We start from the raw sequence: 12,762 nt of genomic DNA on the forward strand, positions 1-12,762 counted from the left end.
TACACCTCTATCAATCTGAGAGTTCAACCTTTAAATAACAGTAATCTGCTGTCAGGTTGACTAGGCTATATGCTTATTAAGCATTTTTACCTAGTGACGAATCGCACTGAAATAATCGCTGGCATCAAGGCTTCGTAATATTCCACAATATGCTCATGGTGTAAAATCTCCAGGGCGAACATTGCACCGCCAAGAGGTGCGCCAAATAAAGCAGTGAAGCCAGCCGCCATCGCTGCTAAACTTATAGTTCTCAGGTCTTCACCCTGGAGTTTTAAGCGATCGGCAACCCAAGTACCAAAAGAACCTGTTACTTGTACTAGTGGTGCTTCTGGCCCAGCACTACCGCCTGCCGATATGCTGATTAGAGAAGCAAGAATCATTGAGGGATTTTTGCGAGCATCTAAGCGTCCGCCGCGAAAATGGATATTATCAACAATCACGGCAATTTCACCGGGATTTCCCAGGAAATGAATCACCAGCCCGATAACTAAACCGGCTAGTGGCATCACTATCAGGAGGTTAAAACCTTCAAATCGTTGCAGCTGGTGAGTTAAAAGTTCTAAAACATTCCAGTACAACGCAGCAAATAGACCACCAGCAGTGCCCACAGCTACCCAGAGGATTAGCCACTGCGAAATCATCAAGGGATTACGTTTTACCAGTCCAAAAAGTTGAGCAAATGTCCAGCGTTGAGTTTGATTGGTAGCGGTGGGCTTTTTTGGTGACACAGCTTATTTCCTGTTTGTGAAACGAAGAATATGGAATATTACGTTTTTTATCGTAAAGGCTATTTAGTTTACTGGATTATCATAGAAAAGGGCTTCTAAAATAAAGTTATAAGATGAGATAGATATTATCTTGTCGAATGTAAGTTACTCGAATAATTGTTGTACGCGATTATGTAAATCTTGCAAAGAAGAGAAAAGCTCATTTTTAAGAGGCTTTTTAAGAAACTGCCAAAGTCTTTCTATTGGATTAAGTTCAGGTGAATGTTGCGGCTGGAGCAAGGGAATAATATTTTCAGGAAGTTGCTTCATCTTCAGGCAGAGATAACTAATAATCAGTAGTCGGTTGTCAGTGAGTGGAAACTACTGACAACTAACTAATTACTTAAAAATCTAAAATCGGCCAGTCTGGTTCACGATAATAGCGGGTCATGTTGTCAAACTTTCGCAATTCAACACGATTGATCAAAAATTCTGGCAAATTCAACAGCCATTTTTCATTCAATTGAGAAAGCATTGTGCTGAAACTTGGGCGGTCTAACTCAGATGAAACCTCCCCAAAATAGGCTAATGTAACATGGGCTGTGAAATGATAATGCTGCTCAATACCCAAAGCAATTAACTTGGGATTTTGATAAATTGTTCGGCGGAATTTAATAATTTCCTCGTAGCAGCCTTCATCCTTGGGTACTAAGCAAACGGCTACAGCTCTTGGCATCAGTATCAGTCCCAGCATTTGCCATTTAATCGGATGACTCCTGTTTGTCATCAATTGTTGATATTGCTGAAACATTTCGGCTAAACAAGAGTGTAACTCCTGGTCAAATTTGGGATTTTTTTCGCAGGTGTCAAGGTAAGCACCGTCCCAAATTAAATCCGCTAAAGTCAGATGGAAGCTAGCAGGAGTTAGAGGCACAATCAAATCACGGTTTACAGGTAACTGCAAAAGTTCCTGTTGGAAAACCTCTAATTTGGCATAGAAAGCAGAGTTTTGTGATTCTTCTTCTGCGGGCGGGGTAATTAGCGTATACCCAGGAAAGGACACTGCTTGTCTCAACCCAGAATACGGCTGAAATTTAGAAGATTCCTGAATATGCTGGGCTTGGGATCTGTAAGCTTCTGGCAGGGTCAGTCGTGCTAACCGATTTAAGTAAGTTTGATAGTTGTCGTCCAATCTTCATAGCCTCACGCTCTCACTTGATAGATTTTAAGGAAAATTATCTTGATTAACAGAATGATTTCAAAAGTATTTAGTTTTTGGGTGTGATGATTGGGGGAGTGAGGGGGACAAGGAGAATTATTAAACAAGTTTCTTGCCATGCCCAATGCCCATCTACCACAAGGTTTGTCTATGCCAATCTATGTTTACTGGGGTGAGGATGATTTTGCTATGGAAAAAGCGATCGCTACACTGCGCGATCGCGTCCTCGATCCCCAATGGATAAGTTTTAATTACACTGCATTCTCCCCAGATCAAGCTGATGCTGCCATCCAGGGGTTAAATCAGGTGATGACACCCACTTTTGGGGCTGGTGGGCGCTTGGTATGGCTGATAAATACTACTTTGTGTCAGCAGTGTCCAGAGAATGTATTAGGAGAATTGGGGCGATCGCTACCTGTGATCCCCGAAAACTCATTTTTATTGCTCACCAGCCGAAATAAGCCAGATGAACGCCTCAAATCCACGAAATTGTTAAAACAGTTTGCTACCGAATTCCGAGAATTTCCCCTCATTCCCCCTTGGAAAACAGAATTACTGGTGCAATCTGTTAATCAAGCAGCCCAGACTGTGGGCGTGAAACTGACTGCCAATACTGCCCAGTTGTTAGCAGAATCCGTAGGAAATGATACACGATTACTCTATAATGAGTTAGAGAAATTGCGATTATATGTCCAAGGTAGCAACAAGCCTTTAGACATAGATACGGTTACGAAGTTAGTAAGAAATACTACTCAAAATAGTTTACAATTAGCAGCAGCAATCAGAACAGGAGATACAGCTAAAGCTTTGACAACGTTGGCAGATTTGAGCAATGCTTCCGAGCCTGGATTACGGATAGTTGCCACACTGATTGGACAATTTCGCACCTGGCTGTGGGTGAAGATTATGATAGAAAGTGGTGAGCGCAATCAACAAGCGATCGCGATTGCTGCTGATATCGGTAATCCTAAACGGATTTACTTCTTACAGCAAGAAATCAGGCTGCTTTCTGTGCAACAGTTAATCTCTTGCTTACCCCTACTACTGGAGTTAGAAGTGAGCCTTAAGCAAGGAGCATCAGAAATGTCAACATTACAGACTAAAGTAATCGAACTTTGTCAAGTATGCCGAGGCAATTGACAATCAAATATAAAAGCTTGATGTATTGAGCAGTTCCTGGAACTTCCAACTCCGAAAATAATTCAAAGTTCTTATAATATCCCTGATGTAGTTCTGGATCACACACTATATGAAGAAAATTTCCGCTTTATTTTCCCGAACTAGCCGAAAGCGAATCCTTTCGCAATCATTCTTTTTCGGCGCTATCGCTACTGTGGGTGTGATTTCCAACGCCTTTTCATTGAGTTCCAAAGCTGACGCTCAAACTCCACCACCAATAGTTAACAATACTGAAATCAACAGTTACGCTCAAGCGGTGCTAGCAATGGAGCCAGCCCGTCAAAATGCCTTTGAAGAAATTAAAAAACTTATTGGCAATGGAGAAATTCCCAAGATTGTTTGCAACGATTCTAATAGCATAAATGGTCTTCCCAAGAAGGCTCAAGATATCGCAGTGAATTACTGTACCCACGCTCAAAAAATTGTCGAAGATAATGGTTTGAAATTTGAACAATTCAATAAAATTACTATAGAACTACAAAACAATAACATCTTAAAAAGACAGGTTTACAATACCCTATTACGCCTCCAACAACCTCCTGAGTCTCGGTAAGTAGAAGGGCGACTTAGAGAATATTTGAAAAGTATTAGGCGACTAGAAGTCGCTACTACACAAAGCTTAGTCCACGGAGGTGTACTAAAAGAAAATTAAAGGTTTCAAACCCACGGAAGTGCGTTTGGCCTGTATAGCCGCGACTTCTAGTCGCCAGGGCTAGTATATTTTGCGACTTTTCAAACATCCTCTAAAACCAAAGCACGTAGTAAGTAAGTCGCTTTAGTCCTTAAGAACCTTATATAGAGCGATTTATCGCTCACTACCAACAAAAGTTTTATCTGACAATATTACTATTCAACTACAAGAGATGTTTGTCGCTTAGTGTGAATATTTTTCATGTGCTTTTTCACCGTGTTTATGGTGATGTAAAGCTTAGTTGCAATTTCTTTGTAGCTGTAGTTACTTCTATAGAGAAACCAAATTTCAGCTTCTCGCGGCGTCAGGTCAAACTTTTTAACTTCAGTGATTGCTAAACTTTTCAGAGACTCATATTGATTTTCGATGGTCACTAATAAGCAAGGTATTTCAAACCCATCTAAATCTAGCAGTCTGACTCTAACACGAAAAACATTTGACTTATCAACCAAAATCTCATCAGACAGAATGATCAGTTTATCAGAAAAAAAATACTCATTGCTAAGTAACGATTCACAAACATTCCAGATGACTGGCGGTAGAAAATTTTGGTTGAAATTGCCTTGATTGAATTGACAACACAGGCGATGAGCAGATGCATTAGCATGAACCACTTCACCAGTTTGATTTAAAATTAATATACCGTCTTCTAAGCCTTCAATTACTTCTTGTAAAAAATTAGCTCGCTTCGAGTCGTGTAAGCCAATACTATCTAGCTGTTGTGGTTTAGCTACTGTTGTTACGAATGTCTTTGTTAGGGCGCTCATATAAGGTATTTTAATGTATAAAATAATGCTTGTTTGTTAGATTCATAAAAATTGGCATATTTACTATCGATTTTTTACATAATTATCTGAGTAAATTTAGTGATATAACGTGGCAAAAAGATTAAAAAGCATACAATTGACGACTGTGCATCGCGTTATACCAAGGATGAATACTAGAGGCTAATCATGCTAATTAAGGTAAACAAAAGTTTTATTTTTAAGATTAATCTTTTAAAATACCCAAGCGACAGTTTATCTAGCCTGTTTGGATTAGCTGAGGTTACATAATTTAAATACAACTCTTAAATTGCCTATTTCGGAAGCCGCTTTTAATATGTTTCGGATAACATCTACCCGCCTGTGGCGATCCCTTTTTTAAGGGGTAAAGTCGGAAAAGAGCAAGCGTTTTTTTAAGAGCGCTTGGGGAAATGTTCGCCTAAAAAACAAGCGATCTGAATTATATTGAAGCCTCTTATACTAAGTACTCATCGGGAGCATCTCACCTTTGCAAATATACCTGGCGATTAGAAATCGCGGCTACACAAACGAAGTCCGCCTACGCGGACTCAAGGAATTTTAAACCCACGGAGGTGGGTTTTGTCTGTATAGCCGCGAATTCCATTCGCCAGGGCTAGGGCGTATTTTTACAAAAGTGAGATGCTCCCGTACTCATCACCCCAATAGACAATAATTATTCATATTGAAATAAAAATATATACATAAATATTCTGATCATATAGGTATTTAGCAACTACGCTAAATTGCAAAGAAAAAAACTGTTTTTTGGTAATTGGGAAAAACTTGGAATTTTGTATAAATTTTGAGATCAAAAAAAAGTGAATCAGGCATTGGGCAGAATTTAATTCATATTCCCCAATGCCCCATTTCTAAGTTCGTCCAACAAGGCTGGCGACTACTGTAGCTAACTCAGCTGCTTCAATAGGTTTAGGTAAATGCAGCTGATAACCTTCTTGTATAGCTCGCATCCGATCCTCTGCCCTAGCATAAGCTGTCAACGCTGCGGCGGGAATATTTCCCCCTAATTCTGGTGGTTGCGATCGCACTTTGCGGATCAAAGAGTAACCATCCTCTTGGGGCATACCGATGTCGCTGATTAAAACATCTGGTTTCCACTGTGTAATTAGGCGCAATGCTTCTGGAACTGATGCTACAGCCTGAACTTCGGCTTGGCACTGTTCGAGTACTGTGGTGATGAATTCACGCGTATCGGCTTGGTAATCTACAACCAGCACGCGCACGCCAAGGAGGGAGAAGGGGAAAGAGGGAGAGAGAAGCAAAGGGGCAAAGGGGTAAAAAGGCGGACTCTTCAGAAGTGGTAGTTTGACGGTAAACGTCGCTCCTTGTTCTTTACCCGGACTATCTGCGTGGACAGTACCGCCATGTAATTCTACTAAATGACGCACGATCGCTAATCCTAGTCCTAATCCACCATAGGTTCTAGTGTTAGAACTATCAGCTTGACGAAAGCGATCGAAAACGTAAGGAAGAAAGTCAGGGCTGATACCAATGCCTGTATCAATCACCTGAATTTGGGCATATTTGTCCGTTGTCTGTTGTTTTTCTTGGCCACTGACCACTGACAATTCTACCTCTACCCTTCCTCCGACGGGTGTGAATTTAATGGCATTGGATAGCAGATTCCAGATAATTTGTTGCAAGCGCTCGAAATCACCGGAAACAAATAATTGAGAATTTTCGCCAAGCTTGCTGTCGTCTGAGTGTTGATTGGTTGGGGATTGTGCTTCTGGAGATTCGAGATTTTCGTGATTGACTGCTAATCCCGAATCTGAGTTTGGCGCGAAAGTGTCCACGGGGAGTATCCCCGGTGGCGCATTTGGCGCGAAAGTGTCCACGGGGAGTATCTCCGGTGGCGCATTTCGCGTTTGTTTTGAGGGAATCAGGGAAAATCTCAAATCGATTTTCTTGGACTGGGCGGCTAAACTAACAGTCTCTAGGCTCGACTCAATTATGGGAACCAAATTACAAGTACGGACATTGAGGCGTAACTTACCTCTAATCATCCGTGATATATCTAACAGGTCTTCAATTAGCTGGGTTTGGGCTTTGGCATTGCGCTCAATTGTCTCCGTAGCCCTAGCCATTTGGGTTTCACTGAGCTTGCTTCGTTGCAGTAATTGCGCCCAGCCAAGGATGGCATTCAGGGGCGATCGCAATTCGTGGGACAATATCCCTAAGAATTCATCCTTCATCCGGTTGGCTTCTTGCAACTGCTCAGTTTGTTGTTGCAAAGAAGCAATTAAACTAGCCCGTTCCATTGCGATCGCTATTTGGTCGCATACTGCTTGCATCATCCCCTTTTGATTGTCGGTGAAGCTTGACAGAGTGCGGCTGCCAAAAGAAAGAGTACCCAACAGCCGTCCCTGGGCGATCAATGGGTATGCATAATAAGCAGTAATGCCTAAAGAGCGAATCAATTCTGTTTGCGGGTGAATTGATAGCTGCACATTCTCTACAGCTATTGCACAACGCTCCTGGGCGACAGTACCACAAACCGCTTCACCAAATGCCAACGACTCAATTTCCTTTGCCATTTCCTGGGAAATGCCACTGTAAGACTCTAGCCGCATTAGCTGAGAGTTATCCTCAACCAAATAGTTAAAGTAAATATCTAAATCAATTTGATCTGAGAGTTTTTGGTAGACGCTATCAATTAGTACTACTGGTTGCTGACTCGATAGTAAATCGTTGGCTGTGTCAAATAGTAGCTTTAGCCTTTTGTAACTTAACGAGAGCGCTTTTTGTGCCTTCTTGAGGTTACTGATTTCTTGGAACACCAAGATACAGGTAGCCGGATGACCGTGCATTGCTGGTAAGGTATCAGCAAATATCAGTAGAGATCGCACACCACCGCGAGTGTGCCAGTCCACCTCCAATCCATTCAGGCGTTCGCCAAGGGCAACCCGCACTCCTGGCATAAGTTCATTGGGGATGCGATCGCCAGCCGCATCCGTATAGTGGTAAACTGTGTGATACTCTGCGGCTGGTACACCTTTGGGAAATTCGCCCCCAGCTAATTCGTCAGCAGAGCGATTGGCAAAAGTTACCCGCGCCGTTCCTGGTTCGATAAACAGCAACGGTCTTGGCATCAGATTTAACACATCCTCTAGCCATTTTTGCTGATTTAGCAGTGCTTCTTCAACCTGTTTGCGCTCCGTAATATCTAAAAATGCCCCAACGCTTCCTCTGGTTTTACCCTCTTCGTCAAACAAGGGTGCAACGTACTCCAACAGGTTGACAATTTTGCCATTGTCATGAACTATATCAACTTCAAAATCCAGAACTTCAACACCATGAGCGGCAGAGTACTGCATTGGGAGTTCTTCTGTTAAAAGTTCCCTTCCTTCTCGGTAGATTTTAAAACTTGTCGGTTTTTCCTCCAAGGGAGCATTTGTCTCTGAGGATATTCCCAACTGCTTGGCAAAAGAAGGGTTGACCTTGATATTTTGGCATTCTGGATCTTTGGCAATGCCAATTCCAATCGGAATTACCTCTAACAAAGTTTGTAACTCAGTAATGCGGCGCTGTAGATCCCTGTTTAGTTGTAATATTTGTTCCTTGTCCTGCTTTTGCTCGCTGATGTTGCGAGTTACAGTTGCTAAAGCAATTGGTTGACCTGTATTCTTGTCTGTAACGGTGAAGATGTTGTAATCGACTGGTATCGGTTGACCTGTTTGGGGATGCCGGAAGCAGAATTCTCCCTGCCAGCGCCCTTGTAATAGCACAGTTGGCAGTATATATTCTTGAAAATAGGCTTTGTCTTTGGGCATGACGTAATCTAATACTACTTTTTGCCTCACTTGATCAAGGCTGGCCAGCCCTACCAGCTTTTGACCTGCATCATTTATGTAGAGTAATTGACCCTCAAGGGTGGCAATACTGATAAAGTCAGAGCTATTTTCTACCAACGATACTAATTTTTGTTGTTCTGCTTCTGCTTGCTTGCGTTCGCTCAAGTCGAGGATAAACGCTACTGACTCTTTCCGGTTTTCTCCTAGCAGCACGTAACCAACTAAAACCGGGATGCGGCTACCATCCTTGCGGATATATTCTTTCTCGTAAGGCGTACAAGCAGCGTTGGTATTTCCTTGTGCTTCAGCAACACCTCGCTCATCCAAGTATAGATACTCTGGTGGCGTGATATTGCTCCAACTTAACTTACCTGTTAACAAATCCTCCCGCGTGTAACCAATCATCCTGAGAAATTCGTCGTTTGCCTGCTGGATACCGCCATACACGTCGCCAAACAGAATGCCGATGACGTTAGAATCAACAAAACTCCCCAGTTTAGCTTCGTAAGTTCTCAGTGCTTCTTGGGCGCAGTCGCGTTGATGGCTGAGGCGTTCAATAACCGCCGCACTTTGCCAAATCAAAATAGTAAAAATTACAATCAGGACGATCGCAAACACCGATACTGCAAACGCCGGATCGTATTTTCCTGCCCGTTGCCCTTCAACAATTACCCACCCGACTATAAAAGGTACTGCGATCGCGGCAACTAGTAAACGACGTGCAAGTAAGCCACCGTAAGTATCACTTGTAACTACCTTCATTAACCCCTGTTCTGCTCGTGCCCACAGAATGCCCATACTTAGTAAGAGGAACAACACCGCTGTGTGTAACGCCATTGATGTTGTATAAGGGGCAAGTCCGTAGAGAACTTTCACTTTGTAGGCATAGCCCATCAGCGCCTGAAAGGAAATTAAAGTAGCAATCAGAGCGATAATCTGGGCATACCAATAACTGCGGTGGGTTTTTGGATGAATCAGAAGTTGTAGGGCGATGCTAACCAGCAGCAAGTTCAGTGCTGTGTTCACCCCCATTCGCCCCGGATGCGATGTCGCTAGACTAATTAGCGAATCACGAAACACCAGTTCATCAATGCCGAAATTCCAGCCTAAGAGATATTCACAGAGGGTAAGCGCCGCAATTGTGGTGACAGCTATTGCACAGACCCTAGAAATTAGAATAGTGGGGAATTGGGGGAATAATTTTGAATTGTTTTTCTCTGTTCCCTCCTCCCTGCCCTTTCCGGTTAAAAATAACCATAGCGACACACCACACAGCACAAAACATAGCGCTGTGTTGACTTTCATTGTGGCAGGACTACCAGGGAAGCCGCTCTTAAGAACTTCAATGCCAAGACACCAGCCAACTAGTACCAAGCTGCCCACAAAAACAGCGATCGCACTTGCGACTCTTGCCACAAGTGAATTTGTAGAGATTTTAAATCTATCTTGCAGCCGCAAGCGGTTAATATTTAACATTGAGTGTTTTCTAACCGCATCTATCTAGCGTAGTAAACTTAGGTATTTCTTACGGTTTGATCATTTATGTCCTTTGTATTTTAGGTTACCCCTTGACTGATTTTTCATCTACCTCTATGCATATTTTTTATTGGACAATTTATAGTAAGAAATAATGGTGGTTGAACTAGGGACTGGGGACTAGGAAAAAGTTTTCCAATGTCCAATCCCCAGTCCGTACTTCAAAATTGCAGAGTATGTCGCTTACCATCGTCTTGAAAACGTTGCTCTCCAAAACCAACAAGTTCTACAATCACTTCACGCGGTGGAGGAGTCCATTCCCCAACTCTGGCTGCAATTTCCACTCCTGTTTGGTTTGCCTGAGTAAATACACGGATGTTTGTTAAGGAAAACTTTTTATCTTGATACTTGTTTGTCTGTCCATCATCTTCAAATAGCTGATATTCGTTATGACCAGGCCAAATTCGTAACCGGATCTGGTCGAGTGGGGATTCATCAACGTATTGCCTGACCGGTTGCATAGGAACGATCGCACCGCTACGGACATACAGTGGCATTCTTTCTAGTGGTGCATGGGCAAGAATGTGAATCGGGCCTTCATAGCGATCGCCACTCCACCAATCATACCAAGTGCCAACGGGTAAGTAGACAGATCGATGCTCAACTCCAGGACGGTAAATTGGTGCAGCCATCAGCGAGGCACCTAACAATACTTGATCGTAGAGGCTATAGGTTTTCGGATCGTTGGGGAAGTGGTACAATAATGGTCTTAAAATCGGTGCGCCCGTTGTTGCCGCTTCCCAGAAAAGACTATAAATGTAGGGAAGTAGTTGATAACGTAGATTAATGTATTCTCGACAGATACTTTCAACGCGATCGCCAAATACCCAAGGTTCATGACGAGCAGTAGACATTGCCGAGTGACCGCGCATCAATGGGTAAAGCATTCCTACCTGCATCCACCGAGCGAATAATTCAGCTGTGGCGTTACCAGCAAACCCGCCAATATCGCAACCCACAAACCCCACACCCGAAAGTCCCATATTGCAAAGCATCGGTAGAGACATTTCTAAATGCTCCCACAACGATTGGTTATCCCCCATCCACACCGAAGACCAGCGTTGCACACCAGCATAACCCGATCGCGTCAACACAAACGATCGCTCTGAACTTCGATGCCGTTGCAACCCTTCATAACAAGCTTTAGCCATCATCAACCCATACAAGTTATGCACTTCGGTATGAGTCGCATCAATTTTAGATTTTGGATTTTGGATTTTGGATTGAAAGTTCTCCTCCTCTCCCCCTGCTTCCCCTGCTTCCCCTGCTTCCTCATCTCCCCCCTGCGGTGCATCTAGGGGAAACCAAATCTTTTCACCATCATCCCCGAAAGGGCGATCGTTTATTGCAGGTTCATTCATATCATTCCAAATTCCTGCCACACCAATATCAGTTAAGCTTTTGTGTAAATCAGCCCACCAGTTACACACATCAGGACGTAAAAAGTCAGGAAAAACAGCTTTCTCAGGCCAAACGTAGCCGTGGAACAACGTACCATCGGCTTTACGCACAAAATAGTCGTTTTCTATGCCTTGGTCAAAAACGTGATAATTACCTTCTGGTTCATACTTCACACCAGGATCAATAATTGTGACTGTTTTGAAACCATCCTCTGCTAAATCACTAATCAGTTTTGCCGCGTTGGGGAAGCGTTGAGGACTCCAAGTAAACACTCGATAGCCCCGCATATAGTCAATATCCAAGTGAATAACATCGCAGGGAATGCGGCGTTGGCGAAATTCTTTTGCTAGTTCCCGCACAACGGTTTCTGATTCGTAACTCCAACGGCATTGATGATAACCTAGCGCCCATTTTGGCGGTAATGGCATTCTCCCAGTTAGCTGAGTGTAAGTCTCCAGGATTTGGGCAGGTTCGGGGCCGTAGATAATGTAATAATCCAATTCACCGCCACGAGTTTCCATCTTCCAAATACCTGGTTGTTCAGCACCAATATCGAACTGACTCCAAAAAGTGGTATTAAAAAAGATGCCATAGCTTACCTGCGGGCGCAAAGCCATAAAAAATGGAATTGCTTGGTACATTTCATCAGTGAGTGCATCATAATCTAAAGCATCCGTTGTCCAGTTGGTTTTCACTTCGCTGAGTTTATCCAGCCAGCCTGTGCGTTCACCAAACCCATAGAAATGTTCATCGGCTGCAATTTGTTTCCACCCTGCAACTGCGCCCATGCGCCAACCCATTCCCATCTCTGCATCTTGGGCAAAGGGGCGATTAGCTTTGTCGAAACAGCCAATGCGACACTTTTCTCGCTGGACGCACACACGTATCTGTGCTGTTTCAATTTCTATTGTTGCTTCAGTTTCCCGCACTGTAAAAGGTGTTATTGTCCATTCTGCATCATTCAGCGTCACTGCCCAAGAGCGGCGAGGCATAAATTCCCCAGTTGGTGCAAAACGCACGCGGATTAAATTCGGAGTAAGTACGCTGACGGTAAGGCGTGAGTCGCCACAGTCAAAATTAATAATATTATTTTCCCAGCTGACAGCTTTTACATTGCTAACAGTTGTCCAAGCTTGGTTAGTTGTGGGTAGTTTTCCGAAATATTGCGGCATATCAGTTATTCAGCAGGTAAACACTTGTCCGCATTCATGATTACAGAGATACTCAGCCTCAAACTCTTTCTTTCGCTAGAAGTTGGGTGAAAGATTAGCAGATATTTTTTTAGCATGTAGCAAATTAAATTTGGCAATACCCTGCAATGCCAATGCGCCAGCTTACAATGCCAATGCGCCAGCTTACAATGCCAATGCGCCAGCTTACAATGCCAATGCGCCAGCTTACAATGCCAATGCGCCAGCTTACAATGCCAATG

Annotated in this window: 6 protein-coding genes and 2 pseudogenes; 2 read left to right on the forward strand and 6 right to left on the reverse strand. The window is 43.2% G+C overall.

Translation table 11 applies throughout. The features are described 5' to 3' along the window. Nucleotides 1-107: 107 nt before the first annotated feature. From V7K62_RS17315 to V7K62_RS17320, 3 genes and pseudogenes are all read right to left on the reverse strand, one after another. Nucleotides 108-728: pseudogene (locus V7K62_RS17315) on the reverse strand (chloride channel protein); the annotation flags it as partial. A 200-nt stretch (nucleotides 729-928) separates the two neighbouring features. After that, nucleotides 929-1,025: pseudogene (locus tag V7K62_RS31595) on the reverse strand (transposase); the annotation flags it as partial. Nucleotides 1,026-1,110: 85 nt separating this feature from the next. Further along, nucleotides 1,111-1,899: a DUF1868 domain-containing protein gene (locus V7K62_RS17320; protein ID WP_334866053.1), complete on the reverse strand. Its 789-nt coding sequence runs from the start codon at nucleotides 1,897-1,899 to the stop codon at nucleotides 1,111-1,113. A gap of 177 nt (nucleotides 1,900-2,076) precedes the next feature. On the opposite strand from V7K62_RS17320, the gene holA reads away from it, so the two are divergent. Together holA and V7K62_RS17330 are read left to right on the forward strand one after the other, a co-directional pair. Beyond that, entirely contained in the window at nucleotides 2,077-3,066 is a 990-nt protein-coding gene (gene holA, locus V7K62_RS17325; protein ID WP_334866063.1) for a DNA polymerase III subunit delta, read from the forward strand. 109 nt (nucleotides 3,067-3,175) lie between these two features. Next, entirely contained in the window at nucleotides 3,176-3,658 is a 483-nt protein-coding gene (locus tag V7K62_RS17330) for a DUF4168 domain-containing protein (RefSeq protein ID WP_334866055.1), read from the forward strand. 293 nt (nucleotides 3,659-3,951) lie between these two features. Here V7K62_RS17330 and V7K62_RS17335 read toward each other — a convergent pair whose 3' ends face one another. The 3 genes from V7K62_RS17335 to V7K62_RS17345 all read right to left on the reverse strand — a co-directional run bounded on the left by V7K62_RS17335 (nucleotide 3,952) and on the right by V7K62_RS17345 (nucleotide 12,502). Next, nucleotides 3,952-4,563: a helix-turn-helix transcriptional regulator gene (locus V7K62_RS17335; protein WP_334866057.1), complete on the reverse strand. Its 612-nt coding sequence runs from the start codon at nucleotides 4,561-4,563 to the stop codon at nucleotides 3,952-3,954. An 887-nt stretch (nucleotides 4,564-5,450) separates the two neighbouring features. Further along, nucleotides 5,451-9,869, reverse strand: a complete 4,419-nt coding sequence (locus V7K62_RS17340) for a PAS domain S-box protein (protein ID WP_334866059.1) — start codon at nucleotides 9,867-9,869, stop codon at nucleotides 5,451-5,453. Between the two features lie 221 nt (nucleotides 9,870-10,090). Further along, nucleotides 10,091-12,502: a glycoside hydrolase family 31 protein gene (locus V7K62_RS17345; protein WP_334866061.1), complete on the reverse strand. Its 2,412-nt coding sequence runs from the start codon at nucleotides 12,500-12,502 to the stop codon at nucleotides 10,091-10,093. Between the last annotated feature and the right edge of the window lie 260 nt (nucleotides 12,503-12,762).

The organism is Nostoc sp. (assembly GCF_036917935.1).
GTDB lineage: Bacteria > Cyanobacteriota > Cyanobacteriia > Cyanobacteriales > Nostocaceae > Nostoc.

What these genes read in the sequence shown, in the direction of transcription:
- holA (WP_334866063.1), top strand. Translation starts at nt 2,077, where the DNA reads ATGCCAATCTATGTTTACTGGGGTGAGGATGATTTTGCTATGGAAAAA.
- V7K62_RS17330 (WP_334866055.1), top strand. Translation starts at nt 3,176, where the DNA reads ATGAAGAAAATTTCCGCTTTATTTTCCCGAACTAGCCGAAAGCGAATC.
- V7K62_RS17335 (WP_334866057.1), bottom strand. Translation starts at nt 4,563, where the DNA reads ATGAGCGCCCTAACAAAGACATTCGTAACAACAGTAGCTAAACCACAA.
- V7K62_RS17340 (WP_334866059.1), bottom strand. Translation starts at nt 9,869, where the DNA reads ATGTTAAATATTAACCGCTTGCGGCTGCAAGATAGATTTAAAATCTCT.
- V7K62_RS17345 (WP_334866061.1), bottom strand. Translation starts at nt 12,502, where the DNA reads ATGCCGCAATATTTCGGAAAACTACCCACAACTAACCAAGCTTGGACA.